Source organism: Mycobacterium sp. B14F4 (assembly GCF_039871645.1).
In the GTDB taxonomy this organism is placed as follows: domain Bacteria; phylum Actinomycetota; class Actinomycetes; order Mycobacteriales; family Mycobacteriaceae; genus Mycobacterium.
Map to the genome: position 1 here is coordinate 133,367 of NZ_JBDPMF010000004.1, position 26,582 is coordinate 159,948.

Annotated in this window: 26 protein-coding genes and 1 pseudogene; 17 read left to right on the forward strand and 10 right to left on the reverse strand. The window is 70.5% G+C overall.

What is annotated here, in order from left to right; translation table 11 throughout:
- Positions 1-4: 4 nt before the first annotated feature.
- Positions 5-727 carry a DUF2071 domain-containing protein gene (locus ABGB19_RS12975; RefSeq protein ID WP_347686370.1) on the forward strand — a complete coding sequence of 241 codons (723 nt, stop codon included), beginning with the start codon at positions 5-7 and terminating at the stop codon, positions 725-727.
- Here ABGB19_RS12975 and ABGB19_RS12980 read toward each other — a convergent pair.
- From ABGB19_RS12980 to ABGB19_RS12990, 3 genes are read right to left on the reverse strand one after another with little or no spacing between them, the layout of a single operon-like run.
- Positions 712-1,599 carry an alpha/beta hydrolase gene (locus ABGB19_RS12980; RefSeq protein WP_347686371.1) on the reverse strand — a complete coding sequence of 296 codons (888 nt, stop codon included), beginning with the start codon at positions 1,597-1,599 and terminating at the stop codon, positions 712-714. The two genes, ABGB19_RS12975 and ABGB19_RS12980, sit on opposite strands and share 16 nt — an antisense overlap.
- 20 nt (positions 1,600-1,619) lie before the next feature.
- Entirely contained in the window at positions 1,620-3,215 is a 1,596-nt protein-coding gene (locus ABGB19_RS12985) for an alpha/beta hydrolase (RefSeq protein ID WP_347686372.1), read from the reverse strand.
- On the reverse strand, positions 3,212-3,490 hold the full coding sequence (locus ABGB19_RS12990; RefSeq protein ID WP_347686373.1) for a hypothetical protein: 279 nt from the start codon (positions 3,488-3,490) through the stop codon (positions 3,212-3,214). Before ABGB19_RS12990 ends, ABGB19_RS12985 begins: the two co-directional genes overlap by 4 nt.
- Positions 3,491-3,644: 154 nt before the next feature.
- On the opposite strand from ABGB19_RS12990, the gene pafA reads away from it, so the two are divergent.
- From pafA to ABGB19_RS13030, 8 genes are all read left to right on the forward strand, one after another.
- A complete protein-coding gene (pafA, locus tag ABGB19_RS12995) occupies positions 3,645-5,003 on the forward strand; it encodes a Pup--protein ligase (RefSeq protein WP_347686374.1) in 1,359 nt (452 codons plus the stop codon).
- Between the two features lie 119 nt (positions 5,004-5,122).
- Entirely contained in the window at positions 5,123-6,010 is an 888-nt protein-coding gene (locus tag ABGB19_RS13000; RefSeq protein ID WP_347686723.1) for a DUF559 domain-containing protein, read from the forward strand.
- A gap of 86 nt (positions 6,011-6,096) precedes the next feature.
- Complete coding sequence (locus ABGB19_RS13005) at positions 6,097-7,101, forward strand: YafY family protein (RefSeq protein WP_347686375.1); 1,005 nt, start codon at positions 6,097-6,099, stop codon at positions 7,099-7,101.
- Between the two features lie 25 nt (positions 7,102-7,126).
- Complete coding sequence (locus ABGB19_RS13010) at positions 7,127-8,089, forward strand: YafY family protein (RefSeq protein WP_347686376.1); 963 nt, start codon at positions 7,127-7,129, stop codon at positions 8,087-8,089.
- A gap of 29 nt (positions 8,090-8,118) precedes the next feature.
- Positions 8,119-8,376, forward strand: a complete 258-nt coding sequence (tatA, locus tag ABGB19_RS13015; RefSeq protein ID WP_347686377.1) for a Sec-independent protein translocase subunit TatA — start codon at positions 8,119-8,121, stop codon at positions 8,374-8,376.
- Between the two features lie 50 nt (positions 8,377-8,426).
- Positions 8,427-9,386, forward strand: a complete 960-nt coding sequence (gene tatC, locus ABGB19_RS13020; protein WP_347686378.1) for a twin-arginine translocase subunit TatC — start codon at positions 8,427-8,429, stop codon at positions 9,384-9,386.
- Complete coding sequence (locus ABGB19_RS13025) at positions 9,376-12,195, forward strand: RNA helicase (protein WP_347686379.1); 2,820 nt, start codon at positions 9,376-9,378, stop codon at positions 12,193-12,195. The genes tatC and ABGB19_RS13025 overlap by 11 nt, the downstream gene beginning before the upstream one ends.
- Positions 12,196-12,254: 59 nt before the next feature.
- Positions 12,255-13,055 (forward strand): DUF4333 domain-containing protein, encoded by an 801-nt coding sequence (locus ABGB19_RS13030; protein ID WP_347686380.1) that lies wholly within the window; start codon positions 12,255-12,257, stop codon positions 13,053-13,055.
- 4 nt (positions 13,056-13,059) lie between these two features.
- Here the strand turns inward: ABGB19_RS13030 and ABGB19_RS13035 are convergent, their stop codons facing one another.
- Entirely contained in the window at positions 13,060-14,019 is a 960-nt protein-coding gene (locus ABGB19_RS13035) for a 5'-3' exonuclease (protein WP_347686381.1), read from the reverse strand.
- 45 nt (positions 14,020-14,064) lie between these two features.
- On the opposite strand from ABGB19_RS13035, the gene ABGB19_RS13040 reads away from it, so the two are divergent.
- Positions 14,065-15,231, forward strand: a complete 1,167-nt coding sequence (locus ABGB19_RS13040; RefSeq protein ID WP_347686382.1) for a Xaa-Pro peptidase family protein — start codon at positions 14,065-14,067, stop codon at positions 15,229-15,231.
- Here ABGB19_RS13040 and ABGB19_RS13045 read toward each other — a convergent pair.
- Positions 15,228-15,653 (reverse strand): F420-dependent biliverdin reductase, encoded by a 426-nt coding sequence (locus ABGB19_RS13045; protein WP_347686383.1) that lies wholly within the window; start codon positions 15,651-15,653, stop codon positions 15,228-15,230. The two genes, ABGB19_RS13040 and ABGB19_RS13045, sit on opposite strands and share 4 nt — an antisense overlap.
- A gap of 35 nt (positions 15,654-15,688) precedes the next feature.
- Between ABGB19_RS13045 and ABGB19_RS13050 the strand changes: the two genes are divergently transcribed.
- The 6 genes from ABGB19_RS13050 to ABGB19_RS13075 all read left to right on the forward strand — a co-directional run bounded on the left by ABGB19_RS13050 (position 15,689) and on the right by ABGB19_RS13075 (position 21,262).
- Positions 15,689-16,438, forward strand: coding sequence for an SDR family NAD(P)-dependent oxidoreductase (locus ABGB19_RS13050; RefSeq protein WP_347686384.1), 750 nt, complete (start codon positions 15,689-15,691; stop codon positions 16,436-16,438).
- A 28-nt stretch (positions 16,439-16,466) separates the two neighbouring features.
- The gene (gene cbiE, locus ABGB19_RS13055; protein ID WP_347686385.1) at positions 16,467-17,645 is read left to right on the forward strand and encodes a precorrin-6y C5,15-methyltransferase (decarboxylating) subunit CbiE; all 1,179 of its coding nucleotides are present in this window, start codon (positions 16,467-16,469) and stop codon (positions 17,643-17,645) included.
- The gene (gene cobM, locus ABGB19_RS13060) at positions 17,642-18,397 is read left to right on the forward strand and encodes a precorrin-4 C(11)-methyltransferase (protein WP_347686386.1); all 756 of its coding nucleotides are present in this window, start codon (positions 17,642-17,644) and stop codon (positions 18,395-18,397) included. The genes cbiE and cobM overlap by 4 nt, the downstream gene beginning before the upstream one ends.
- Positions 18,397-19,128 (forward strand): cobalt-precorrin-6A reductase, encoded by a 732-nt coding sequence (locus ABGB19_RS13065; RefSeq protein WP_347686387.1) that lies wholly within the window; start codon positions 18,397-18,399, stop codon positions 19,126-19,128. The genes cobM and ABGB19_RS13065 overlap by 1 nt, the downstream gene beginning before the upstream one ends.
- An 83-nt stretch (positions 19,129-19,211) precedes the next feature.
- Positions 19,212-20,372, forward strand: coding sequence for an FAD-dependent oxidoreductase (locus tag ABGB19_RS13070; protein ID WP_347686388.1), 1,161 nt, complete (start codon positions 19,212-19,214; stop codon positions 20,370-20,372).
- Complete coding sequence (locus ABGB19_RS13075; RefSeq protein WP_347686389.1) at positions 20,369-21,262, forward strand: RNA polymerase sigma-70 factor; 894 nt, start codon at positions 20,369-20,371, stop codon at positions 21,260-21,262. The genes ABGB19_RS13070 and ABGB19_RS13075 overlap by 4 nt, the downstream gene beginning before the upstream one ends.
- A 38-nt stretch (positions 21,263-21,300) precedes the next feature.
- Here ABGB19_RS13075 and ABGB19_RS13080 read toward each other — a convergent pair whose 3' ends face one another.
- From ABGB19_RS13080 to cobG, 4 genes are all read right to left on the reverse strand, one after another.
- Positions 21,301-22,359: a phosphotransferase gene (locus tag ABGB19_RS13080; RefSeq protein ID WP_347686724.1), complete on the reverse strand. Its 1,059-nt coding sequence runs from the start codon at positions 22,357-22,359 to the stop codon at positions 21,301-21,303.
- A 116-nt stretch (positions 22,360-22,475) separates the two neighbouring features.
- On the reverse strand, positions 22,476-23,945 hold the full coding sequence (locus ABGB19_RS13085) for a precorrin-2 C(20)-methyltransferase (RefSeq protein WP_347686390.1): 1,470 nt from the start codon (positions 23,943-23,945) through the stop codon (positions 22,476-22,478).
- Entirely contained in the window at positions 23,942-24,568 is a 627-nt protein-coding gene (locus ABGB19_RS13090) for a precorrin-8X methylmutase (RefSeq protein WP_347686391.1), read from the reverse strand. The genes ABGB19_RS13085 and ABGB19_RS13090 overlap by 4 nt, the downstream gene beginning before the upstream one ends.
- 9 nt (positions 24,569-24,577) lie before the next feature.
- On the reverse strand, positions 24,578-25,699 hold the full coding sequence (gene cobG, locus ABGB19_RS13095; RefSeq protein WP_347686392.1) for a precorrin-3B synthase: 1,122 nt from the start codon (positions 25,697-25,699) through the stop codon (positions 24,578-24,580).
- Positions 25,700-25,914: 215 nt separating this feature from the next.
- Between cobG and ABGB19_RS13100 the strand changes: the two genes are divergently transcribed.
- Positions 25,915-26,190: a hypothetical protein gene (locus tag ABGB19_RS13100; protein ID WP_347686758.1), complete on the forward strand. Its 276-nt coding sequence runs from the start codon at positions 25,915-25,917 to the stop codon at positions 26,188-26,190.
- A 98-nt stretch (positions 26,191-26,288) separates the two neighbouring features.
- Here the strand turns inward: ABGB19_RS13100 and ABGB19_RS13105 are convergent.
- A pseudogene (locus ABGB19_RS13105) lies at positions 26,289-26,578 on the reverse strand (TauD/TfdA family dioxygenase); the annotation flags it as partial.
- Between the last annotated feature and the right edge of the window lie 4 nt (positions 26,579-26,582).

Sequence of the window (26,582 nt, forward strand, 5' to 3'; positions counted from 1 at the left end):
CGCGATGGCGGAGTTGGTGACGCCCGAAGCGCCGACTCTGCCCTGGCCGCGGATACTGCGGCAGAGCTGGCTGAACCTGACCTTCCTGCACTGGGCGGTGGAGCCGGCGAGCATCGCGCACCTGTACCCGCCGGGTACCGAGCCCGATGTGTTCGACGGGCGCAGCTACGTGGGGCTGGTGCCCTTCCAGATGTCGTTGTACGGCAGGTTCCTGGAGACGAACGTGCGGCTGTATTCGGTGGACGCGACGGGCCGCCGCGGCGTTGTCTTCCTCAGCCTCGACACCGACCGGCCTGCCATGGTGGCCGCCGGCCGGTGGCTGGTCGGCGTGCCGTACCGGTGGGCGGCGATGACGTATCGACAGGACGGCGACCGTCACCGCTACGCCTCGGTGCTGCGCCGGCCGAAGGTGGCGGCGTCGATCGCCGTCGAGGTCGAGGTGGGCGGCCCGTTGGCATGCGGACCGCTCGAGCACTACATGACCGCGCGCTGGGGGGCGCACGTCGTACGTGGTGGCCGGACGTGGTACATGCCCAACGAGCATCCCGCGTGCGTGCTGCGCCGGGCCGAACTGGTCTCACTCGTGGAGAGTGGTCTGTTCGCCTCGGTCGGGCTCGGCGATCTGGGCGCGCGACCGCCGGACCATGTGGCGTTCAGCAGCGGCGTGACGGCGCGGTTCGGGCGCCCGGTGCCGGCGACGACGCCGCGGGCTCAGCGGGCGTCCTGAGCGGGAGCAGCGCGGATCAAGACGAGCTCCGCAAACTGATCGGGGCATTCCAGCGGCGTGAAATGCCCTGCGCCATCGGCGAATTGCAGTACGACGTCGGTGAAGTAGTGGTCCAGCCGGTCCGCCCAGGTGGTGGGGAACAGCGGGTCGTGCGGCGGCCACAGTACGGCGGTGGGAGTGCGGATCTTGATCGCACGCTCCGGCGGCAGTTCGGTGAGCGATTGGGCGACGGTGCCCGCGCCCGCCCGGTACCACGCGATCGATGCGGTGAACGCGCCCGGCAGTGCGTAGTCGGCCACCAGGCGGTCCAGATCATCCTCGGAGACAACGAAGTCCGGTCCCGACCAATGAGTCCAGAAGTGCCGCAGATACTCCCGGACGGCGTCGGGGTTGCCGTCGATCAGCTGGGCGGCCAGCGGCAGCTGGTGGAAAGCCTGGTACCAGAACTCGCCCTGAGCCTGCGCGGTCAGCACCCGGTCACCCGCGCCCGGCAGCGGGGGAGACAGCACCAGAGCCTGCACCAGGTCCGGATGCATTCGCGCGACGCTCTGCGCGACACGGCTGCCGACGTCGTAGCCTGCGAGCACCACGTCGGACAGCCCGAGTTCCCGGATCAGCCCGACGATGCTGGCAGCCTGCGCGGTGGCACTGTAGAAGTGCTGCACCGCCACCGCGTGCTTGTCCGAGCCGCCGAACCCGCGCAGGTCCGGGACGATCACGTCGGCGACGTCGCCGAGCATCGGGACGACGAGGCGGTAGTCGTGCCGGTTGCCGGGCCATCCGTGCAACAGCACGACGGCGGGCGCGCCCTGGGTTCCGAAGCGGTCGTAGGCCAGCCGGAACCCGTCGACTGGCGAGCTGCGCGACCACATCGGCTCATTCTGGCCGCATCTCAGCCGGCTCGGTGCAGAGTTTCCGAATCGCCGGTGATTACCGCGAGTACGTTGCGCCACGCGTCCGACGGCCTGTTCAGCACGTCGCTATGTGCGCGTGGCCCGGCCACCAGTCCGCCGTCGTCGTAATGCCCTGTGAGCAAGCGGATCACGCCCGGCATCTCGTCGGGGTCAGCACCGTGCGGCCCGCCGGGGACGCCTTGGACGGCCTCGATGAAGTCACCGGGCGCGGTCATCGAGAACCGCAGCACGTCGGGGTTGCGGTTGTGCCAGTCGCCGGGATCGTCGACGCCCACCCCCGCGCCCGCCGCGGCGACGTACAGCATGCGGTCGGCCGTCAAACCCAGCGCCTCGGCGGTGCCGACGATGGACCCGCCGTAGGAGTGTCCGATGACGGTGACGGGAACGCGCCGTCCGGTTGCGTCGACGGTGCGGTCGACGTCCGCGCCGAACGCGACGAGCCGCGGCGCCATGTCGAGCGCGTACCGGGGGTCGGCGGCGTCGAGGACCCCGCCGATCAGCTCGCCGCGGGGGAACGGACCGCCCAGGTAGGTGATCGCCGCGACCTCGCCTCGGGTGGCGGCGACGAACCGGCGGGCGGTCGCGGTGTTGGCCGCCGAACCCTCGATCGTCGTGTTCAGGCCGGGGACCAGCACCGCCACGCTGGTGGCCGTGGAGAGGTTGCCGTTGAGCTCGACCAGGGCGGACCGCGTGGGGTCGAAGGCGAGGATCTGCCGGTCGATGCGTTGCCCACCACCGGCGGGGTCGTCGATCTCACCGAGCAGGGCGCGGTAGAAGGCGGCGCGCTGCCGGGCCGCCGGGTCGTCGAGGCCGTCGACGATCGCCTGCGCGATGTTGACGCGGTTCGCCGCCGCCCGCATGTCCCATGGCACGCCGTCGGTGTTGCCGACGGCGTGCGGGAACTCGTCGACCAACCGCTGTCGCTGCGCCGGGGTCATGGCGTCGATCCGGGCGCCGATCTGGTCGGGGCGCATGGCCGGCCAGTCCGCGACGGTGACGCCTTCGGGGACGGCGGCGGTGGGAACCGTCGCGGCGGCCGCGGACGGTGGGTTGGACGCGAACGCCTCGTCGATATCGGCGGCCGCGTCCGCGTCGGCCGCGCCGAGCCGCTCCAGCGCGTCGACGATCTGCGCGCTCAGGCGAGTAGCCCGCGCGGTCAGCATCTCGCGCGCCACGGCGGCGTCGCCGCCGGACAGCGCGACGAGCAGCGGGGCGGCCTGGGCCGTGGCCGTCACGGCCCCGTCGTCGGTGACGTCGAACCCGCCGTCACGGGCCTCGGTCACCAGCGTCAGCACCCCGGCGCGGGCCGCCGCGATCTGGTCCGCCCCGTCGCGGGCCGCGACCCCCGCGAGCACCAGCGTGCGCGCGGCGGCGTCGGCGGCGGCCGACATCCGCTGGCCCTGCTCGGCCGCGGCGTCGGCCGTGGCGCCGGTCCAGGAGGCCCCGGCGATCGCTGCTGCGGCGGAATCGGTTCGCACCGACATCCCGCGGGCCGCCTCATCCCACTCATCGGCGAGGCGCCGCAGCGAGCCCGGTCGCCACGCCTCGGCGCCCGAGACCGTCGGCCGGGTCACCGGCGATCGAAGCGCTCGGCGTTGCCGCGTTCGGCGCGCTCGAAAGCGTCGATCGACATGTGTGCGGCGACGGCCCAGCCGCGCATGGCGGCCACCACCTCGGTGACCCGCGCCGCGACGAGAGCGGGCGCCGCGACGTGGCCGACGGCTGCACCCGGCAGATCGTCGGGATCCAGTGTCGGCCATCGCATTTGCGCGATCTGTTCGGCCGCGGCCATCACCCGGTTGGCCACTGCCCGCAGGCGGGCCGGATCGACCTCGACGATTTCCCCCATGCCAGCATGCTGGCAGATCTGCGGCCGCGCCCGCCGGCGTTATCCACAGGGCGCCGCATTGCCGACGGCGAAAGCCGTGTCAACCGCATCTCCACTGCGCCCTTCGGCGCGGCTTGCCCACCGTCTCCGGGCAGCAACAAGTAGTCTCGATGAGGTGCAGCGACGAATCATGGGCATCGAAACCGAATTCGGTGTCACCTGCACGTTCCATGGCCATCGCCGGCTGAGTCCCGATGAGGTGGCGCGCTACCTGTTCCGGCGAGTGGTGTCGTGGGGCCGCAGTTCGAACGTGTTCCTCCGAAACGGTGCCCGGTTGTACCTCGACGTGGGCAGTCACCCCGAATACGCCACCGCGGAGTGCGACAGCCTGACCCAGTTGGTCACCCATGACCGCGCGGGCGAGCGGGTCCTCGAGGACCTGCTCATCGACGCCGAGCAGCGGCTGGCCGACGAGGGCATCGGCGGCGACATCTACCTGTTCAAGAACAACACCGACTCGGCGGGCAACTCCTACGGCTGCCACGAGAATTACCTGATCGTGCGCGCAGGCGAGTTCTCCCGGATCTCCGATGTGCTGTTGCCGTTCCTGGTCACCCGCCAGTTGATCTGCGGCGCGGGCAAGGTGCTGCAGACGCCCAAGGCGGCGACGTTCTGCCTGTCCCAGCGCGCCGAGCACATCTGGGAGGGCGTGTCGAGCGCGACCACCCGCAGCAGGCCGATCATCAACACCCGCGACGAACCGCACGCCGACGCCGAGAAGTACCGCAGGCTGCACGTCATCGTCGGCGACTCCAACATGTGCGAAGCCACCACCATGCTCAAGGTCGGCACGGCCTCGCTGGTGCTGGAGATGATCGAGGCGGGCGTGGCGTTCCGCGACTTCTCCCTGGACAACCCGATCCGGGCGATCCGTGAGGTCAGCCATGATCTGACCGGCCGCAGGCCCGTGCGGCTCGCGGGCGGCCGGCAGGCCAGCGCGCTGGACATCCAGCGCGAGTACTACGCCCGCGCCGTCGAGTACCTGCAGTCACGGGACCCGAACACCCAGATCCAGCAGGTCGTCGACCTGTGGGGCCGTCAGCTCGACGCGGTCGAGAGTCAGGACTTCGCCAAGGTCGACACCGAGATCGACTGGGTGATCAAGCGCAAGCTGTTCCAGCGCTACCAGGACCGCTACAGCATGGAGCTGTCCGACCCCAAGATCAGCCAGCTCGATCTGGCCTACCACGACATCAAGCGCGGCCGCGGTGTGTTCGACCTGCTGCAGCGCAAGGGGCTGGCCACCCGGATCACCACCGACGAGGACATCGAGGCGGCGGTCAACACGCCGCCGCAGACCACCAGGGCCAAGCTGCGCGGCGAGTTCATCAGCGCGGCCCAGGAGGCCGGCCGCGACTTCACCGTCGACTGGGTGCACCTCAAGCTCAACGACCAGGCGCAGCGCACCGTGCTGTGCAAGGACCCCTTCCGCTCGGTCGACGAACGGGTCAAGCGGCTCATCGCCTCGATGTAAGTTCCGCGAGCGCTCACCCTTGTACGGTTTCGGAGCTGAAATCCGTACAACGATGAGCGCTCGTGGGTTATCCACAGGGCCTACTGGCGGCTGTCGGCACGCGCGGCCAAGATTTCGGGATGCCGCCCGACCTCATCGCCGTCTTCGAAGCCCAAGGAGGGGTCGCCACCTCGGCGCAGATCCTGCTTCAGCTGAGCCGCCGAGGGATGCAAGCTCGGCTGCGCTGCGCCGAGCTCGTGAAGATCCTGCCGGGGATCTACAGCCTCGGCGTGCCCGACGGGCCTACGCGTCTGCGCGGTCTCGACCTTCGCTGCGGTGAAGACGTGGCCGTCTGCTTGGGCACGGCCGCCGCCATGTTCGGCTTCGACACCGAGGGTGTCACCGAGTTGCACGTTCTCAACCCGGAGGGCCATCTTCTGCGCGACCAGCTCGGCCTGAGGGTGCATCGGCGGGAAGGCGCACCACTGACCAGCCACCGTGACCGCCTGCTCACGGCCCCTGCGTGGACTGCGGTCGAGGTTGCACGGGGCCTTCGTCGACCTCGAGCGCTGGCGACCCTCGACGCTGCCCTGCGCAGTGAGACCTGTGACCGCCGCGAACTGGCGGGAGCAGCTGAGATGCAGGCCGGCCGGCGCGGGATTGTGACGGTGCGAGCACTCATCCCGATGGCCCGGCCGGGGGCGGAGTCCCCGATGGAGAGCGAGGCCCGGCTCGTCATGCTCGATGGAGGGTTACCAGAACCTTGTCTGCAGTACGAGATCATCGACCGGGACGGGCGACTGTGGCGGGTCGACTTCGCGTGGCCGGATCACCATGTGGCCGTCGAATACGACGGCTTCGATTGGCACAGTTCGCCGGAGTCGCTGCGGCGGGACCGCCAGAAGAGAGCCGCACTTGAGGAGATCGGCTGGCGGATCATATCCATCGTCAGTGACGATGTGCGACGGCGCGGCGACGGTATGGTGCGCCGCATCGACACCCATCTCGTGCGGACAGCTGCCGCATGAGCGCTCACCCTCGTACGGTTTCGAGGCAAAAACTCGTACACCAGTGAGCGCTCGGCCAGTGGGCGGCACACCCTAAGCTGTTCCGAGTGGCGATCTCCAAAGTCGAGCGGCTGATGAACCTCGTCATCGCGCTGCTGTCCACACGCAACTTCATCACCGCCGAGCGGATCCGGGAAACGGTCTCCGGCTACTCCGACAGCCCCAGCGACGAGGCGTTCTCGCGCATGTTCGAGCGCGACAAGAACGAGCTGCGCGATCTGGGCATCCCGCTGGAGACCGGTCGCGTGTCGCAGTTCGACCCGACCGAGGGCTACCGCATCAACCGCGAGGCGTACGCGTTACCCGCCGTCGAGCTGACCCCCGACGAGGCAGCCGCCGTCGCGGTGGCGACGAAGCTGTGGGAGTCGCCGGAGCTGATCACCGCCACGCAGGGCGCGTTGCTGAAGCTGCGCGCCGCCGGTGTCGATGTCGATGCTCCGCACGCCGATATCGCGATCACCTCGACGGCGGCGCTGCCCGGGCTGCGTGGTTCGGAGGAGGTGCTGGGAATCCTGCTGGCGGCCATCAACTCCGGGCAGGCCGTGCGATTCCTGCACCGGTCGTCGCGCAGCGAGCCGTACACGACGCGCACCGTGGAGCCGTGGGGTGTGGTGACCGACAAGGGCCGGTGGTATCTGGTGGGCCATGACAGGGACCGCGACGCGATGCGCACGTTCCGGCTGTCCCGCATCGGTGCCGAGGTGACGGTGATCGGGCCGCCAGGCGCCGTTCGTCGACCGGACGGTGTGAGCCTTCGCGAGATCGTCGACCGTGCGGTCGGGGACTGGCCGTCGGGCGGGCAGGCGCGGGTGTGGCTGGCCGAGGGGCGCGGCACCGCGCTGCGGCGGCGCGCGACGGTCGTCGGTCCTCGCACGCTGGGCGGGCGCGCCGGTGAGGACATCACCTTGGACATCGGCATGTTCGACCGGCTGGCACGCGAGGTCGCCAGCTACGGCCCCGACGCGGTGGTGCTGGAGCCGGAGTCGCTGCGCGACGACGTGGTAGCCCGGCTGCGGGCGCAGGCGGGCGCGACGGACGAGGTCCGGGCATGACGGTCCAGCGAGCGGGCGTCGAGGCATGAGTACCGTGTCGACCCGGCTGGTGCGGCTGCTCAACATGGTGCCGTACTTCCAGGCCAACCCGCGGATCACCTACGCCGAGGCGGCGTCGGACCTCGGTGTCAGCGTCAAGCAGCTGCGCGACGATCTCAACCAGCTGTGGATGTGCGGACTGCCCGGTTACGGTCCCGGCGATCTCATCGACTTCGAATTCTCCGGGGACACAATCGAAGTCACCTTCACCGCGGGAATCGACCACCCGCTGCGGCTCACGTCGCCGGAGGCGACGGGCGTGCTGGTCGCGCTGCGCGCGCTGGCCGACGTGCCTGGAATGGTCGACCCGGAGGCCGCGCGCAGTGCGATCGCGAAGATCGAGACGGCGGCGGGCACTGTGGGCGACGCGGCGCCCGCGGCGGCCGTCGACGAGCCGGCGCCCGTCGAGAGCGACGCTGCTGCCGCCGTCCGCGAGGCGGTCCGCGACGACCGCGCGCTGACCATCGAGTACTACTCGGCGTCACACGACATGCTGACCAGTCGCGTGGTGGACCCCATCCGCGTCGTGCTGGTCGGCGACCACAGCTACCTGGAGGCGTGGTGCCGCACGGCCGAGGGGGTGCGGCTGTTCCGGTTCGACCGCATCGTCGACGCGCACGTCCTCGACGAGCCGTCGGCGCCGCCGCCCCCCGCGGTGCAGGCCGAACCCGACACCTCGCTTTTCGACGCGGACCCGTCGCTGCCGTCGGCGACGCTGCTGATCGATCGGTCGGCGTCCTGGATGTTCGACTACTACCCGCTGCGGGTGATCCGCGAGCTCCCCGACGGCGCGTGCGAGGCCTCGATGACCTACGCCTCGGACGACTGGATGACCCGGTTCGTGCTCGGCTTCGGATCGGCGGTGCGGGTGCTCGAGCCGGCCGAGCTCGCCACCAGGGTGCGAGACTCGGCCACCGCGGCGCTGAGCGCATACGGGGTCAACGAGTAGACTGGCCGCGACGTCTGGAGGTAATCAAATTGGGCGGTCTACAACCCTGGCACTGGGTCATAGTCATTGCCGTCTTCGTGCTGCTCTTCGGCGCCAAGAAGCTGCCCGACGCGGCACGCTCACTCGGCAAGTCGATGCGGATCTTCAAGTCGGAGATCAAGGAAATGCAGGCCGATTCGAAGGCGGACACGCCGCCGTCGGCGACCCCCATCGCCTCGGAGCGCGCCGACACCCCCACGCACACGGCGCCCGAGACGGACCATCCGTCGGACAAACGTCCGGCCTGATCGTCATCGACCGATCGACCGCGGCCTGATGCCGCGTCAGTAGGCATGCCGTGCAGACCCCTGGAATCCTCAGAAAACTCGATCCACGCCGGCGCCGCTCGCAGGTCAACCCCGACGGCACCATGTCGCTGGTCGAGCACCTGCACGAGCTGCGCAACCGGCTGCTGATCGCGGTCGCCGCGATCGTGCTCACCACGATCGTCGGTTTCCTCTGGTACACGCACGGGGTGTTCGGGCTGCCCAGCCTCGGCGATTGGCTGCGCGGCCCGTACTGCGAGCTGCCCGCGTCGTCGCGCGCCGATATCACCGCCGACGGCGCCTGCCGGCTGCTGGCGACGTCGCCGTTCGACCAGTTCATGCTGCGGTTGAAGGTCGCTCTGACCGCGGGCATCGTGATGGCGTGCCCAATCTGGCTCTACCAGCTGTGGGCGTTCATCACGCCCGGCCTTTACCGCAAGGAACGCCGGTTCGCGGTCGCATTCGTCGCCGTGGGCGCGGTGCTGTTCCTCGCGGGCGCGGTGCTGGCCTACGTGGTGCTGTCGAAGGCGTTGGGCTTCCTGCTGACCGTGGGCAGCGACGTGCAGGTGACAGCGCTCTCGGGCGACCAGTACTTCGGGTTCCTGATCAACCTTCTCCTGGTGTTCGGCTTCAGCTTCGAGTTCCCGCTGCTGATCGTGATGCTCAACCTGGTCGGCGTGCTGACCTACGAGCGGCTCAAGGCGTGGCGGCGGGGCCTGATCTTCGCCCTGTTCGTGTTCGCCGCCTTCTTCACGCCCGGTTCGGATCCGTTCTCGATGCTGGCGCTGGCGCTGGCGTTGACGGTGCTGCTGGAGGTCGCGATTCAGATCGCGCGCCTGCACGACCGGCGCACCCGCCGCGCCGCGCTCGAGGAGGTCCCCGACGAACAGGCGGCGCCCATCGGCAGCCCTGAACCGATAGCCGAACCCGTCGATGCGCCGAGCGCCGTGCCGACGCCCGCTCGGGTCGTGGTCGACGACGATGCCACCTGATCAGCTGACCGGGTTCGCCGAGCAGCTGTCGTTCAAGCTCGACGATTTCCAGCGCCGCGCCTGCAAGGCCCTGGAGAACGGCCACGGCGTGCTGGTGTGCGCGCCGACCGGTGCGGGCAAGACCGTGGTCGGGGAGTTCGCGGTACACCTGGCGCTGGCCGCCGGTGGCAAGTGCTTCTACACCACGCCGATCAAGGCGCTGAGCAACCAGAAGCACAACGACCTGGTGCAGCGGTACGGTCCGGAGAAGATCGGCCTGCTCACCGGCGACCAGTCGATCAACGGCGACGCCGACGTGGTGGTGATGACCACCGAGGTGCTGCGCAACATGCTCTACGCCAATTCGTCGTCTCTGCACGGACTTTCGTATGTGGTCATGGACGAGGTGCACTTCCTGGCCGACCGTATGCGCGGTGCGGTGTGGGAAGAGGTCATCCTGCACCTGCCCGACGAGGTGCGGTTGGTGAGCCTGTCGGCGACCGTGAGCAACGCCGAGGAGTTCGGCGGCTGGATCCAGACCGTGCGCGGCGACACCACGGTGGTGGTCGATGAGCACCGGCCGGTACCGCTGTGGCAGCACGTGCTGGTCGGCAGGCGGCTGTTCGACCTGTTCGACTACCGGGCCGGCCGAGCGGCGCTGGGCCGCGAGTTGATCGTCGATCCGGAGTTGTTGCGCCACATCGCCCATCGACGCGAGGCCGATCGGCTGGCCGACTGGCAGCCGCGCGGCCGAGGCCGGGCGGGCAATCACCGCGGACGACCGGCGATGTACCGGCCGCCGTCACGGCCCGACGTCATCGGTGCGTTGGAGCGCGAGGGCCTGTTGCCTGCGATCACGTTCATCTTCTCGCGGGCGGGCTGCGACGCCGCGGTCAGGCAGTGCCTACGTTCGTCGCTGCGGCTCACCACCGACGAGGAGCGCAAGCGGATCGCCGAGGTGGTCGACCGGCGGTGCGGCGATCTGCCCGAGTCCGACCTGATCGTGCTGGACTACCACGAATGGCGCGAAGGTCTGCTGCGCGGTTTGGCGGCTCACCACGCAGGCATGCTGCCGGTGTTCCGCCACACCGTCGAAGAACTGTTCTCGGCCGGCCTGGTCAAGGCCGTATTCGCCACGGAGACACTGGCTCTCGGAATCAACATGCCCGCCCGCACGGTGGTGCTGGAGCGCCTGGTGAAGTTCAACGGCGAGCAGCATGTGCCGTTGACACCCGGCGAGTACACCCAGTTGACCGGGCGTGCGGGCCGCCGCGGTATCGACGTGGAGGGCCACGCAGTGGTGCTGTGGACCCCGGACGTCGAACCCGCCGAGGTGGCCGGCCTGGCGTCGACCCGAACCTTCCCGCTGCGCAGTTCCTTTGCGCCGTCGTACAACATGACCATCAACCTGGTGCACCAGATGGGACCGGCACAGGCGCACAAACTGCTGGAGAGTTCGTTCGCCCAGTACCAGGCGGACCGCTCGGTGGTGGGCTTGCGGCGGGGCATCGAGCGCGGCGAGAGGATGCTGGAGGAGATCGCCGACGAGTTCGGCGGCCGGCGCGATGAGCGCTCGCGCGAAGAGCCGACACCCGAACCGCCGATCCTCGAGTACGTGCGGCTGCGGATGCAGATCTCGGAACGCGAACGCGCGCAGTCTCGCGCGTCGCGGCTGCAGCGGCGCAGGGCCGCCAACGACGCCCTGGCATCGCTGCGCCGCGGCGACATCATCACGATCACCCACGGGCGTCGGGGCGGTCTCGCGGTGGTGCTGGAGCCCAGTCGCGACGACGAGGACCCCCGCCCGCTGGTGCTGACCGAACACCGTTGGGCAGGGCGGATCTCGTCGGCCGACTACTCCGGGACATCCGAGCCGCTGGGCAAGATGACGCTGCCCAAGCGGGTGGAGCACCGCAACCCGCGCACCCGCCGCGACCTCGCGTCGGCGCTGAACTCCGCGGCCGAGGGCCTGAACGTCCCGTCCGCAAGGGGCAAACGCAGCGGTCCGCCGAAAGAACGCGACATCGATCCCGAGTTGGCAAGGCTGCGTGAGCGATTGCGCGACCATCCCGCCCACCACCTGGCCGACCGCGAGGAGAAGGTGCGCCTCGCCGAGCGGTATCTGCGCATCGAAGGCGACAACGAGCAGATCCGCCAGAAGGTCGCCGCCGCCACCAACTCGCTGGCCCGCACTTTCGACCGGATCGTGGTGCTGCTCACCGAGCGCGGTTTCATCGTCCCAGGGGGTAGGAGCGAAGCGACTGGGGGGATGCACACCGGGCCGGCCGAGGACCCGAAGGTCACCGCCGACGGCCGGCTGCTGGCCCGGATCTACAGCGAGAGCGACCTGCTGGTGGCCGAGGCGCTGCGCGCCGGCATCTGGGAGGGCCTCGACGCCGCCGAGCTGGCCGGTGTGCTCTCGGCGGTGCTCTACGAGTCGCGCGGCGACACGCCGGGCGGGCGTGAGGGCTTCGACATCCCGACGGGCAAGCTGCGCCGCGCGCTGAACCAGACGCGCAGGCTGTGGTCCGAACTGCGCGCCGACGAGCAGCGCCACCGCATCACCGGCAGCCGCGAGCCCGACGACGGCTTCGTCGCCGCGATCTTCCGGTGGGCCACCACCGGCGATTTGACCAGTGCGCTGGCCGCCTCGGACGCGACCGGCGGCGGGAGCCCGCTGTCGGCAGGCGATTTCGTGCGCTGGTGCCGCCAGGTGCTCGACCTGCTCGACCAGGTCCGCAACGCCGCGCCCAGTCCATCGCTGCGGGCCACCGCGAAACGCGCGATAAACGACGTTCGACGAGGCGTCGTCGCTGTTGATGCGGGGTAAGGTGTGGCCAGCACGGCGGAATCAAGCCGCGGCACCGCCGCGGGCGAGCAAGGAGTGAGATGAGCGGACCGCAGGGATCTGATCCGACGCAGTCGTGGCCCGGCCAGCAGCCGGACCCGTCGACGGGCCAGCCGTCCAGCGACCCCTCGGCCAACCAGCCCTGGCAGCCGCAGACGTCGGGCGGCGATGCCACGCAGGCGGCACCGCAGTGGCAGCCGCCCGCCTACGATCCGCAACAGCAGCAGGCGCCCCAGCAGTATCCGGGTTACCAGCAGCCGACCTACCAGCCGCCGCAGCAGTACCCGGGTCCCGAGCAGCAGTACGGCCAGCAGCCCGGCGAGTACAACCCGCAGGGATACCAGCAGCCGGGACAGTACGGTCAGCCGCAATATGGCCAGCAGTACGGGCAGCAGCCCGGCCAACCGCAGTACGGCCAGCCGCCGACCGCGCAGTACGGACAGCAACCGGGCCAGTTCGGCCAGTACCCGCAGTACCAGCAGCCCGGCGCCGAGGAGGGCTCGAAGCGCTCGCTGGCGGTGATCGGCGGCGTCATCGGCCTGCTGGCCGCGATCATCGTCGCGGTCGTGCTGGTGATGGGCTTCTGGAAGCCGGGCTTCTTCGTCACCACCAAGCTCGACGTCGACGCGGCGCAGACCGGCGTGCAGCAGATCCTGACCGACGAGGCCAACGGCTACGGGGCCAAGAACGTCAAGGACGTCAAGTGCAATGACGGCCAGAACCCGACCGTCGAGAAGGGCGCGACGTTCGACTGCGAGGTCAGCATCGACGGCACCAAGCGCCAGGTGACCGTGACGTTCCAGGACGACAACGGCACCTACGAGGTCGGCCGGCCGAAGTAGCCGCTCAGCTGCCGGGCAGCCCGTCGAGGGCCTTCTGAAGCCGGCCGATCGAGGACGTGACGCCGTAGGTCTCGGCCAGTTTCGCGACCTTGCGCGGGTGTTCCGCGGCCAGCGGCAGCGCGTCCGACTTCGTCGACCAGTCGAGGTCGGCGTCGGTCGCCACCCGCACCACCGGGCCCGCCGCCTCGATGTAGGAGGCGGCCTTGAGCAGCTTCGTCCGGTACGCCTTGGACATCTTCGACTTCGGGTCGTCGGCGGCGGCCAGGATGTTCTCCAGCGAGCCGTGCTGCGCGAGTAGCGTCGCCGCGGTCTTCTCGCCGACGCCCGGCACACCGGGCAGCCCGTCGCTCGGATCGCCACGCAGCAGCGCCAGTTCGGCGTACGCGGGACCCGCACGGTCGATCGGCACGCCGTACTTCTCGGCGACCTCCTTCGGGCCCCACTTGACGGCCTTGGCCAGCCCGCTGCCGAGGTAGAGCACTCGAACGGGCACCGGCTCGTCGCGCACCACTTGCAGCAGGTCGCGGTCGCCGCTGACCACCACGACCGGATCGCGCTGCTCGCCGGCGGCCAGCGTGCCGAGTACGTCGTCGGCCTCGTGGTCGCGAGCCCCCGCCGTGGGAATCCCGAATGCGTCGAGAAGCTCGAAGATCATGTCGACCTGGGGAGTGAGCTCGTCGGGCACCTCCTCGACGTCCGGCTCGCCCGCGGGGTTCTCCTCGAGCACCCGGTGCGCCTTGTAGGACGGCACGAGGTCGACGCGCCACTGGGGGCGCCAGTCGTCGTCGCGGCACACCACCAAGCGGGTCGGACGCTCGCGGGTGATCACCGTCGCAACGGCGTCCAGAAACCCGCGCAGCGCGTTGACCGGCCTCCCGTCGGGCGCCTTGATCGAGTTCGGCACCCCGAAATACGAGCGGAACCACATGCTGGCGCCGTCGAGCAGCACTAGGGAGGAGGACACGGGAGCCATCCTGCCAGGGCTCGGTGCGCCGATTAGCCTCGTGGCATGAGCGGCAGTCGATTCAGCACCGATGTGTACGCGCAGCGCCTGGATGCGGCGGCCTCGGCCGCGGCCGACGCCGGGCTCGCGGGCCTGGTCATCACGCCCGGCTACGACCTGCGCTACCTGATCGGGTCGCGGGCGCAGACCTTCGAGCGGCTGACCGCGCTGGTGCTGCCTGCCACCGGTGCGGCCACGGTCGTCGTGCCCCGACTCGAACTGGCCGCGCTCAAGGAGTCCGCCGTGCCCGAACTCGGCCTGACGGTGCGGGACTGGGTCGACGGCGACGACCCGTGTGCGCTTGTGGCGCAAGCGCTGGGCGGCGGGCAGCTGAGGACCGGGACGTCTGGACGGCTCGCCGTCGCGGTGACCGACTCGATGCCCGCGCTGCACCTGCTGCCGCTGGCCGACGCGCTCGGCGCGGTGCCCGTGCTGGCGACCGACGTGCTGCGCAGGCTGCGGATGATCAAGGACGCCGCCGAGATCGACGCGCTGCGCAAGGCCGGCGCGGCCATCGACCGCGTGCACGCACGGGTGCCGGAGTTCCTGGTGCCCGGCCGGACCGAGGCCGACGTCGCCGGCGACATCGCCGAAGCCATTGTCGCCGAGGGACATTCGGAGGTGGCGTTCATCATCGTCGGCTCCGGCCCGCACGGCGCCGACCCGCACCACGAGTGCTCGGACCGCGAACTGCGTGCCGGTGACATCGTCGTCGTCGACATCGGCGGGTCCTACGAGCCCGGCTACCACTCCGACTCCACCCGCACGTACAGCATCGGCGAGCCCGACGCCGAGGTGGCGCGGCGGTACGCGATCCTGCAACACGCCCAGCGAGCGGCCGTCGACGCGGTCCGGCCCGGCGTCACCGCGGAGCAGGTGGACGCCGTCGCGCGCGACGCCCTGGCGGCCGAGGGGTTGGCCGATGCCTTCGTGCACCGCACCGGTCACGGCATCGGGCTCTCGGTGCACGAGGAGCCCTACATCGTGGCGGGCAACGCGCTGCCGCTGGAGGAGGGTATGGCGTTCTCCATCGAGCCGGGCATCTACTTTCCCGGCGAGTGGGGCGCGCGGATCGAGGACATCGTCATCGTCACCGCCGACGGGGCGATGCCGGTGAACAAGCGGCCGCACGAGCTGGTCGTGGTGCCCGCAGGCCCCGACGCGACGGGCTAGTCTTCGGCGCGGTCCAGCAGGTCCGACGAGCCGAGCACGCGCTCGACGCGGACCTCGATCACGACCCGCTTCGGGTTCACCCGCGGCGTCCGGTACCGCTGGGCGTACCGCAGTTCGGCGTCGCGCACCGCGTCGGCGTCGGTGTTGACCTTGGCTTTGCCCTCCAGCGACAGCCACCGCGCGCCGTCGACCTGGCTGAGCACCGCGACGCCCCGGCGCTCGGCGTTGACGGCCTTCTGCGACCCGCCGCTGGTGATCACGCGGGCGATGTGGGTCTTCGGGTCGAACGTGAAGCCGACGGCCACGACGTGCGGCGAGTTGTCCGACCGCAGCGTGGTCAACATGGCCAGATGGCGCTCGGACAGGAACGCCAGCGCGTCGTTGGTGAGCTTGGTGGTTGCCCTGCGACCAGACGTAGCCATCGGGGCCCACGGTAGCGCAGGTGATAATCGCTCCCGTGCGTGACACGGATCCGGCGCCGGTTGTCATTTTCGGTGGTCGTAGCGAAATCGGGCTGCAGGTGGCCATCCGCCTGGCCGCAGGCGCGACGGTGGTGCTGGCGGCGCGACGCGTGGACGACCTCGACCAGCAGGTGCAAGCGGTGCGGGCGGCCGGTGCGGCGGCCGTGCACGTGCTGGAGTTCGACGCCGACGACCTCGCGTCGCACGAACCGCTGGTCGACGCGATCGTCGCCGAACACGGCCCGATCGGCACCGCGGTGCTCGCGTTCGGCATCCTCGGCGACCAGGCGCGCGCCGAGAAGGACGCCGCGCATGCCGCCGCGATCGTCCACACCGACTTCACCGCGCAGGTGAGCCTGCTCACCGTGCTGGCCGCGGCCATGCGTTCCGCGGGCCGCGGCGCCATCGTCGCGTTCTCCTCGATCGCGGGTATCCGGGTGCGGCGCGCCAACTACGTCTACGGCTCGGCCAAGGCCGGGCTCGACGGCTTCGTCGCCGGGCTGACCGACGCCGTGCACGGTTCGGGGGTTCGGGTGCTGCTGGTGCGCCCCGGCTTCGTCGTCGGCCGGATGACCGAGGGCATGGCGCCCGCCCCGATGTCGAGCACCCCCGCGCAGGTGGCCGACGCCACGGTGCGTGCGCTGCGCAGGGGGCGGCGCGCGGTGTGGGTGCCTGCGCCGCTGGCGGTGTTGGCGTTCGCCTTCCGCATCACGCCCCGGTTCGTGTGGCGAAGGTTGCGGCGATGAGCGCTCGCGCGAAGAGCGGAGCACACCGATGATCGTCGTGGTCGGCATCGGCGCCGACGGGATGGCGGGTTTGTCACCGGCGTCGCGGGACGAATTGACAAGAGCGACCGTGGTTTTCGGATCACGCCGCCAGCTGTCGCTGCTCGACGACACGGTAACCGCGGTGCGCCGCGAGTGGCCGTCGCCGATGCTGCCCGCGTTGCGCACGCTGCTCGACGGAGCCGGCGCGGACGTGCACGTCGTGGCCAGCGGGGACCCGCTGCTGCACGGCGTCGGCAACTCGCTGATCCGGTTGTACGGGCCGGAGCGGGTCGCGGTGCTGCCGCATGTGTCGTCGGTGACGTTGGCGTGTTCGCGGGTGGGCTGGGCCGTGCAGGACACCGAGATCATCAGCCTGGTGTCCGGTGTCGTACACACCGCGGTGCGTCGGGGCGGGCAGGCCGTCGTGTTGTCGCGCGACGGCGCGACCCCTGCGGACCTGGCCCGCCTGCTCACCGACACCGGACGCGGCGACTCGGAGCTCACCGTGCTCGAACAACTCGGCGGCCCCGCCGAACGGCGGCGGACGGCCACGGCACGCGAGTGGGCCGCGCGACCGCCCGCCGACGTGGACGACCTCAACGTGACGGCGGTGCGCTATCTACCCGACGTGCGGCGCTACGCGGTGCTGCCCGACACCGAGTTCGCCAACGACGGGCAGATCACCAAGCAGCCGATCCGCGCGGTCACCCTGGCCGCGCTGGGCCCGCGCCCGGGTGAGCTGCTGTGGGATGTCGGTGCGGGATCGGGCAGCGTCGCGATCGAATGGTGCCGAAGTGGAACAGGCTGTCACGCAGTGGCGTTCGAGCGCGACGAGCAGCGGCGCAACCGGATCACCGCGAATGCGCACGCGTTCGGGGCCAAGGTGGAGGTCCAGTTCGATGCGCCGGAGGCGTTCGAGTTCGGGCCCGCCCCCGACGCGATCTTCGTCGGCGGGGGAGTTTCGCAGCCCGGACTGCTCGAGGCCTGCTTCGAGCGGCTGACCGTCGGCGGCCGACTGGTGGCCAACGCGGTGACGGTGGAGTCCGAAGCCGCGCTGGCGCGGATGTTCTCGGCGCACGGCGGTGAACTGCGCCGCTTCTCCTACCAGCGCGGCGAGCCGCTCGGCGGGTTCACCGGGTGGCGGCCCGCGATGCCGGTGACGCAGTGGTCGGTGGCCAAGCCGTGACCGTTTACTTCATCGGCGCCGGGCCCGGCGCGGCCGACCTGATCACGGTGCGGGGGCAGCGGTTGTTGAGCCGCTGCCCGGTTTGCCTGTACGCGGGCTCCATCATGCCCGAGGACCTGCTGGCGTGGTGTCCGCCCGACGCCCGCGTCGTCGACACCGGGCCGCTGACGCTCGACCAGATCATCGGCGAGCTCGCCGAGGCGGACGCAGCGAATCTCGATGTGGCGCGGCTGCATTCGGGTGACCCCTCGATCTACAGCGCGCTGGCCGAACAGTGCCGCCGGCTCGACGACCTCGGCATCGGCTACGAGATCGTGCCGGGGGTCCCGGCGTTCGCCGCGGCCGCCGCCGTGCTGGGCCGCGAGCTCACCGTTCCCGGTGTCGCGCAGACGGTCACGCTGTCGCGGGTGGCCACGCTGTCGACGGCGATGCCGCCCGGTGAGGACCTGCAGAGGCTGTCGCAGCCCGGCGCCACGCTGGTGCTGCACCTGGCGGCGGCACAGATCGAGTCGATCGTGCCGCAGCTGCTCTCCGGCGGCTACCGGCCCGAGACACCCTGTGCCGTGGTGGCTTTCGCGACCTGGCCACAGCAGCAGGTGGTCCGCTGCACGCTGGCCGACCTGGCGGGCCAGACGAAGGCGGCGGGCATCACCCGCACGGCGGTGATCGTCGTCGGCGACGTCCTCGCCGCCGAAGGCTTCGCCGACAGCTACCTGTACTCGTCGGGCAGGGTCAGGCGAGGGCGACACTGATGCGGATCCTGCTGCTGGGCGGCACGTCGGAAGCCCGCGCGCTGGCGGCGCGGCTGCATCCGGACGTCGAGGTGATCAGCTCGCTCGCGGGCCGGGTACCCGATCCCGCGCTGCCCGTCGGCGAGGTACGCATCGGCGGTTTCGGCGGTGTCGAGGGATTACGGAACTGGCTGCTCGACAGCGGCGTCGACGCGGTCGTCGACGCCACCCATCCCTATGCCGCCACGATGACCGCGCACGCGGCGACCGCATGCGGCGAGGTGGGCCTGCCGCACCTGGTGCTGGTCCGGCCGGCCTGGCCGCCCGGCGACGCGATGATCGTCGGCAGCGACACCGAGGCAGCGGACGTGGTTGCCGGACAAGGGTTCTCCCGGGTATTCCTGACGACGGGCCGGTCGGGCGCCGCGGCGTTCGCCGGTGCCGACGCGTGGTTCCTGATTCGTGCCGTCACGCCACCCGACGCGCAGGACCTCCCGGTGCGCCATCAGGTGATCCTGTCGCGCGGCCCGTACCGCTACGAGGACGAACTGGCCCTCCTGCGGCAGCACCGCATCGATGCGCTGGTCACCAAGAACAGCGGCGGCTCCATGACGCGGCCGAAGCTGGACGCCGCCGCGGCGCTCGGCATCACCGTGGTGATGGTGGACCGGCCCGCACTGCCCGCTGGCGTGATTACGTGCACCACCGTCGGCGACGCGGTCGCGTGGGTCAGGGCGAGGGACAGGACCTGAGCCCCGCACCGCGGTGATGTCACATTTCGGGCTGCTGCTCGCGTCTGGTGTATATCCGCCGACACCGAACGGAAGGCAGCACGATGAATGACATCCTCATCCTGGGCGCCGGGTACACCGGCATGGCTGCGGCCATGACGCTGGCAGGTCGCATGAAGGGCCGCGACGACGTTCACCTCACGCTGGTCAACCCGCAGGCACGCTTCGTCGAGCGGCTGCGTCTGCATCAGACCGCGTCGGGCGAGACGCTGGCCGATCGTCAGATACCCGATTTCTTGGACGGCACCGCCGTGGACTTCGTCCAAGGCTGGGTGACCGGCATCGATCCCGGCACGCAGACGGTCCGGATCGACGATGCCTTTACGCTGGGCTACGACACCATGATCTATGCGCTCGGCTCGGTTGCCGACACCGCGGCGGTGCCCGGCGTCGACGAATTCGCCTACACGCTGAACAGCGCGCAGGACGCCGGGCTGCTGGCACAACAGTTGACCCGGCTGTCCGAAGGAACCGTTGTCGTGGCGGGAGGTGGACTTACGGGCGTCGAGTCAGCCGCCGAGATCGCCGAGCAGCATCCGGCCCTCGACGTCGTCCTGCTCAGCCGGCAGGTACCCGGATCGATGATGAGCGAGAAGGCTCGTTCCCGGCTGCATGCGGGGCTGGACCGGCTCGGCGTGCGGGTGCGGTCCGGCGTCGACATCGTCAAGGTGATGGCCGACGGCGTCGCGCTCGACGACGGCGAGGTCGTCCGCGCCGAAGCCGTGCTCTGGACGACGGGCGTGCGGGTGTCCCCGCTCGCGGAGGCCGCGGGCCTGCAGGTCGACGACCGGGGCAGGATCGTCACCGACGATGCGCTGCGGTCCGTGTCGCACCCGAACGTGTACGCCGTGGGCGACGCGGCCGCCGTCCGGCAGCGCTACGGCGTCATGCACGGCACCTGCCAGAGCGGTATACCCACAGCTGTGCACGCGGCGTCCTCCATCGCGCGAGTGTTGAAAGGTAAAGAGCCACGGCCCTTCCGCTTCGGCTACGTTCACCAGCCGGTGAGCCTGGGCCGGCACGACGCCGTCATCCAATTCACCCGCGCCGACGACACTCCCGGCCGACTCTACTTGGCCGGGCGGACGGCCGTCGCGTACAAGGAGACGGTGAGCTCGAGCCCATGGTCGACCTTCCGCATCCTCAAGGTCATTCCCGGAGTGGGCGGCTCGACGTGGCGCCGCGGCGGCCGGTTGACGCGATGACCGACGACCAGCAGACGTTCGCCGACCACCGGACCCTGTTGTTCGCGATCGCCTACCGCCTTCTCGGCTCGGCGGCCGACGCCGAGGACGTCGTCCAGGACGCCTGGTTCAAGTGGTCGGCCGACGATCGGTCTCGAGTCGCCGAGCCCAAGGCCTATCTCGCCCGCATCGTCACCAACCTGTCGATGGAGCGACTGCGCTCGACCCGCCGACAGCGCGAAACCTATGTGGGACCGTGGCTTCCCGAGCCGATCCTCACCGACGTCGACGCCGCCGACACCGTCGCCACCAGCGAATCCGTGTCGATGGCGATGCTCGTCGTGCTCGAGACGCTCAGCCCGCTCGAGCGTGCGGTCTTCGTGTTGAAGGACGTGTTCGGTTTCAGTCATGCCGAAATCGCCGGATTCGTCGAGCGTTCGGAGTCGTCCGTACGCCAGGCCGCGCACCGGGCCCGCGAACACGTGCAGGCCCGCCGGCCCCGCTTTCAGGCCGACCGCGAAACGAAACGCGAAGCGACCGAGCGGTTCTTCGCCGCCACCGTGGGCGGTGACATCAACGCGTTGATGGAACTGCTCGCGCCGGATGTCACGTTGTGGACCGACGGCGGCGGCAAGGTGCGTCAGGCGATGCGGCCGATCGTCGGCGCGCAGAACGTGTTCCGCTGGATCTCCGGCAACATCGCGCGACCCTATGAAGGGGTCGAGATCGCCGACATGACGGCAGAACTCGTCGACGTCAACGGCGGTCCCGGCATTGTCATGAGCGGAGCTGGACGCGTCATCGCCACCATCAGTGTCGAGTTGGACGCCGACGGTCGCATCGTGACCGTTCACAACGTGGCGAACCCGGACAAGCTGACCGCCGTCGCCGACGGGGTGAAGAGACTCTGAGCTGACAGTGCGGTTACGGCCGCGGTGCGCTGTGGCGGTTACGAATAGGACCTGATCAGCTCGAGCGTGCCGAGGTCGCGGATGGCGCGGCAACCGCGGCTGAGCATGGCCAGCATCATCTCGTCACCCCGCTCGGTCGACGTCGCGAAGGCGGTGCCCAACGCGACGAGCAGGGGCGCCTGCACGACGCCGAGGCGGTAGTCGGTCCAGCAGGTGTCGAGGTCGTAATCGCTGACCCCGTAACCGATCAGCGCTCGGTGGTAGTGCTCGACGAGGTCCCGCTCGATCTGCGCGCGGACCGTCGGATCGAGGCTGGTGGCGGTGAAGTACGCGAGATCGCGGGCGGGCAGGCCGACGCCGATGGTCTGCCAGTCGACCACGGTGACCCGCGTGCGCTCCGGGTCGAACAGCATGTTGTCGAGGCGGTAGTCGCCGTGCATCAACGCGTAGCGGCCGGGTTCGGCCATCAGCCACGGCGTCACCAGCCCCATCGCGTTGATCAGCGTCTCCTGGTCCTCGGTGCTGATCCATGAGCCGAGTCGGTCGATGACGATGGTGGCGGCCATCTGTGACACGTCGCCGAGGCCCTTGGCCGCGTCGGCGTCGCCGGGCTTGGGCATGACGATCGCGGACAGTTCCGTCCACTCCGGTTTGCACCAGCTGGGACCGTGCAGCCCGGCGAGGGCCTCGACCGCCAGCCGCGCTTCGGTCGGGCTGCACCCGGCGATCTGGTCGCCCTGGACCGCGGGCGCCATATCGGCCAGCAGCAGCACGACGTCGGCGCCGTCGTCGGAGATGTCGTGATGGAAGCTCTTCGGCACCGGAATGCGCATGTGGTCGGCGACCAGCGAGTAGAACTCGACTTCCGACCGGTAGCCCAGCGCGACCCGCTCCCGTACCGCGTCGTCCTGCGCCGACAGCTTGATCGCGAACGAGCCGGGCAGGTCCGTCGCGGCGGCGTACCGTGCCGACACCCGGTACGTCGCCCCGGTCTGACCGGTGCCGATCGGCGTCACGTCGACCGTGTCGACGTCGGCATTCAGCGCCGAGCCCAGCCACGCCGGCGTTACGTCTTCGGGCCCGCGTGGAATGTTCAGGACAGAGGTCACGCGCCGGACGTTAGCACTGTCATCCGCCGCGAGCGCTCACCCTTGTACGGAAATGAGGCTCGAAACCGTACAAGGATGAGCGCTCGCGCCGGGTGGTCCGGGCGTCAGGTGGGGTAGCGCCGCGGCGTGAAGACCCGGTCGCCGTCCTCGGAGTACCACTGCGTCTGCGACGAGCCGATGATCAGCAGGCAGCGCATGTCGACGTCGGCGGGGTCGAGGTCGGCCAGCCGCACGACCGTGACCTGCTCGCGCGGGCCGGACACGTCGCGGCCGATCACCACCGGCGTGCCGGGGTCGCGGTGTTCGAGCAGCAGGTCGCGCATGGCGGCGACCTGCCACGTGCGGCTCTTCGACGCCGGGTTGTAGATGGCCAGCACCAGATCGGCCTCGGCGGCGGCGGTCAGCCGTGCGGCGATCACGTCCCACGGCTTGAGCCGGTCCGACAGGGAGATGACCGCATAGTCGTGACCCAGCGGGGCCCCTACCCGGCTGGCGACGGCCTGCGCGGCGGTCATCGCCGGGATGACGCGCACCGACACGCCGGGCCACTGCTTGGCCTCCTCGAGGACGGCGGTTGCCATGGCGAAGACGCCGGGGTCGCCGGAGGACACCACGGCGACCGCGCGGCCCTGCTGGGCAAGGGTGCACGCCAGCCGGGCGCGGGCCGGTTCGTCGGTGTTGTCGCTGGGATGCCGGCATTGACCGAAGCGGCCGCCGACACGGTCGAGGTAGGGGCCGTAGCCGATCAGGTCGGTGGCGGCGGCCAGCTCGCGGCGGCTCTGCGGGGTCATCCAGTCCGTGTCGCCGGGGCCGAGCCCCACCACCGCGACGCTGCCGGTCGCGGGTTCGTGGCGGGTCCGGCCCGGCAGCATCGCCAGCGAGAAGTACGGCACGGAGCCGTCATCGACCTCGCCCGCGGCCATCACCCGTTGTCGCGACGTGCTGGCCCGCTCGACGTAGAAGGTCTCGTCCAGTCGACCTGCGGCCGAGAGTGCTTCGCGCACAGCGGGATACGAACGGCCGAGCTTGATCATCACGGCGGCGTCGGTGTCGGCGAGCCTGCGCTTGAGCTCGTCGACCGGCAGGGTGCCGGGGAGGATGGTCAGCACCTCGTCGCCCTGGACCAGGGGAGTGGCGACCGCGGCCGACGCGGCGCTGACCGACGTCACCCCGGGCACGATGACGGCGTCGAACCGCTCGGTGAGCCGGGTGTGCATGTGCATGTAGGAGCTGTAGAACAGCGGGTCGCCCTCGGCGAGCAGCGCCACGGTGCGGCCGGCGTCCAGGTGGGCGGCGATGCGGTCGGCGGACTCACGGTAGAAGTCCTCCATCGCCCCGGTGTAGCCGTCGGGGTGGTCGGTGGTCTCGGTGGTGACGGGGTAGACCAGATGCTCCTCGATCTGGCCGGGCCGCAGATACGGTTCGGCGATCCCGCGCGCGATGCTCCTGCCGTGCCGCGCGCTGTGGTAGGCCACCACGTCGGCCTCGGCGATCACCCGCGCCGCCTTGACGGTGACGAGTTCGGGATCACCGGGGCCCAGCCCGACGCCCCAGAGAGTTCCGCGCTCGCTCATTCTTCTTCCGTGGCAATCGCATTCACGGCCGCGGCGGCCATCGCGCTGCCGCCGCGGCGACCGGTCACGACGAGATAGGACATCCCGCGGGGCCGGTCGATGAGCTCCTGCTTCGACTGCGCCGAGCCGACGAAGCCGACCGGGCCGCCGAGCACCGCCGCCGGGGTGGGTGCGCCGTCGTCGATCAGCTCGAGCAGCCGGAACAGCGCGGTCGGTGCGTTGCCGATCGCCAGCACGGCCCCGCCGAGCCGATCCGCCCACAGGTCGACCGCGGCCGCCGAGCGGGTGGTGCCGAGTCGGGCGGCCAGTTCGGGGGCGCGGGCGTCGGCGACCAGGGAGACGACGTCGTTGGCGGCGGGCAGCCGCGAGCGGGTGATGCCGGCGGCGACCATCGAGGAATCGCAGAGCACCGGCGCTCCTGCGGCCAGTGCGGCATGGGTCTTGGCCACCACGTCGTCGCTGTAGGCCACCTGCCCGGCGACGTCGACCTGCCCGCACGTGTGGATCAGCCGGACCACTACGCGGGCCACATCGGCGGGGAAGCGCGCCAGATCGGCCTCGGCGCGAATCGTCGCGAACGACTGGCGGTAGATCTCGGCGCCGTCGCGGATGTAGTCGAGCACCCGCTCACCCTACGGGGGAGTCACACGCGGCCGATATCCGTCTCCGGTAGCCACCAGCACGTCACCGGCGGGCGGGCTGCCGCAGGCGCGATCGCAGCCGACGAAGTGGCGGTGACCGGTGGACGGTTCGTCGAGCATCGCCGCCGCGTCGGCGCGCACATCGGCCGCCGAGCGTTCGCAGCCCGGGCTGCCGGTACACGCGCTGACCGACAGCCACGGCGAGTTCTCGTCGAACACCAACCCCAGCGGTGCGAGCACCCGCAGGCTGACGTCCGCTACGCCCTCGTCGAGATCGAAGACCAAGACCGACCGCCACGGCGTGATCACCATCGGCGCCCCGATCGCGGCGAGGAACTCCGCCGTGCGGGCCGGCAGCACCCCGAGCGGAACCGCGGCGCCCAGCGCAATGTGGCCGTCGTTCTGCTGAATCCAGCCGACGGGCGGGCGCACCACCGGTTCCCATGTCGTGCCACTGCGCTCGGTGGCCGTCAGGCCGGTGAGCAACGGCGCATGGTCGTCGAGTTCGCTTACCCGCCAAGCATTCCCCCGTGTTTCGGCGAAGCGCTGCGCCACCTCGGTCAGCGTCGGCGCGGCCGCCGACAGCGGCAGCCGGACGCCGGTGTCGCGGCCGCCAAGCAGCAGCGCGGCCGTATCGCCGGCGACGTGCACTCCGACGTCGGCGCCGAGTCCGGAGATGTCGCCCCGGCCATCGTCGATGCCGAACAGGAACCGGCCGGGCAACCCGGCCAGGCCGGGCTCGGCGCGGATGGCGCCGTCGAGGTCGGTCACCAGGGCGCGGACGTCGGGCGCCGTGCCGACCCGGCCGGACAGCGGCGACGCGACGATGTTGCGGACCCGTTCGTGGGTCGGCGACGGCAGCAGGCCGGCCGCGGCGACCGCTTCGGCGACCGCGGCGGCGTAGCCGTCGTGGATGCCGCGGATCTGGACGTTGCCGCGCGAGGTGAGTTCGAGTGTGCCGGTGCCCCACTCTGTCGCCGCCCCCGCCAGCGCCTGCAGCTGAGCGGCGGTGATCACGCCGCCCGGCAGCCGGATCCGTGCCAGTGCGCCGTCGGCCGCCCGGTGCACCTGCAGAGCACCGGGGCAGGCGTCTCGAGCGCGTGTCCTGGCCACCGACCCACGGTACGCCCGGGTTGCTGAGGCATACGGGGGCGGACCGTGTCGCCCGCGGCGGCGGTTGGGGCCTGCGCAAGTGATCCACCTGCGTAGATGGCCCGTGTTAACCACGAACACAGGTAGTCCGGTACGCGTGTGTCATGTTTCACCGCGGCCGTAGCTTCGCCTCATCAGCATCCGGCGCGACCGGACACAGATGGTGGGAGATCGACATGAACGACGTCACGACGACGGTCCGGCCGTCACCGGCAACCGCACTTCCGCAGGCCGCCGGCGAGCCGACCCTGATCACCGAACAGCAGCTGCTGTTCGCCACGGCGGCGGCCGTCGCTTCGCCGCCGGTGCGGCCCCGCCGGTGGGCGGCCGCGTTCTGCGGCACGGTTCGTGGCCTGGTCGAGAGCCCGGCCACGCCCGCGCGCAGGCACAACCCGCGGCGGTACGCGTACCTCGAGGTGGCCTTGATGTCGCGGGAGATGCACCGGCTGTAGTCAGCCGGCCAGCGGGACGGGAGCGACCACCTGCGAGTACCGCGACGCGTCTCCGGCGACGGCGTCGCGGTGGTCTCATCGGGCAGCGTCGCGTCGGCGAAAGCGGATTCGGTCGACGCCCACGTCGTCGTCCCGCCGGGAAGCGTAATCGCCCGCAGGATCGAGTCTTTCGGGATTCGATCGACGAACGTGACGTCGGTGTGCCAGCTGTTGGCCGTGTCGTAGCGGGAGTCGATGGGCAGCAGTCGTTCACCGCGCGACGTCACCGTCGGATGCGCGGTGGTGGGCGGCCGAGGCCGTCGTCGTCGACGTCGTGTTGAGCGCGGAAGAAGACCACCTTGTGTTCGAGCAGGGCGGCGAGATCGATGCCCTCGATTCGGGCGCCGATGTGG

Coding starts and splice junctions, on each gene's coding strand:
- ABGB19_RS13000 (WP_347686723.1), top strand. CDS start 5,123: ATGCCGCCCGACCTCATCGCCGTCTTCGAAGCCCAAGGAGGGGTCGCC.
- ABGB19_RS13025 (WP_347686379.1), top strand. CDS start 9,376: ATGCCACCTGATCAGCTGACCGGGTTCGCCGAGCAGCTGTCGTTCAAG.
- ABGB19_RS13045 (WP_347686383.1), bottom strand. CDS start 15,653: ATGGCTACGTCTGGTCGCAGGGCAACCACCAAGCTCACCAACGACGCG.
- ABGB19_RS13065 (WP_347686387.1), top strand. CDS start 18,397: ATGCGGATCCTGCTGCTGGGCGGCACGTCGGAAGCCCGCGCGCTGGCG.
- ABGB19_RS12990 (WP_347686373.1), bottom strand. CDS start 3,490: ATGGGGGAAATCGTCGAGGTCGATCCGGCCCGCCTGCGGGCAGTGGCC.
- ABGB19_RS13010 (WP_347686376.1), top strand. CDS start 7,127: ATGAGTACCGTGTCGACCCGGCTGGTGCGGCTGCTCAACATGGTGCCG.
- ABGB19_RS13075 (WP_347686389.1), top strand. CDS start 20,369: ATGACCGACGACCAGCAGACGTTCGCCGACCACCGGACCCTGTTGTTC.
- ABGB19_RS13070 (WP_347686388.1), top strand. CDS start 19,212: ATGAATGACATCCTCATCCTGGGCGCCGGGTACACCGGCATGGCTGCG.
- ABGB19_RS13100 (WP_347686758.1), top strand. CDS start 25,915: ATGAACGACGTCACGACGACGGTCCGGCCGTCACCGGCAACCGCACTT.
- ABGB19_RS12980 (WP_347686371.1), bottom strand. CDS start 1,599: ATGTGGTCGCGCAGCTCGCCAGTCGACGGGTTCCGGCTGGCCTACGAC.
- ABGB19_RS13040 (WP_347686382.1), top strand. CDS start 14,065: ATGAGCGGCAGTCGATTCAGCACCGATGTGTACGCGCAGCGCCTGGAT.
- cbiE (WP_347686385.1), top strand. CDS start 16,467: ATGATCGTCGTGGTCGGCATCGGCGCCGACGGGATGGCGGGTTTGTCA.
- ABGB19_RS13085 (WP_347686390.1), bottom strand. CDS start 23,945: ATGAGCGAGCGCGGAACTCTCTGGGGCGTCGGGCTGGGCCCCGGTGAT.
- ABGB19_RS12975 (WP_347686370.1), top strand. CDS start 5: ATGGCGGAGTTGGTGACGCCCGAAGCGCCGACTCTGCCCTGGCCGCGG.
- ABGB19_RS13030 (WP_347686380.1), top strand. CDS start 12,255: ATGAGCGGACCGCAGGGATCTGATCCGACGCAGTCGTGGCCCGGCCAG.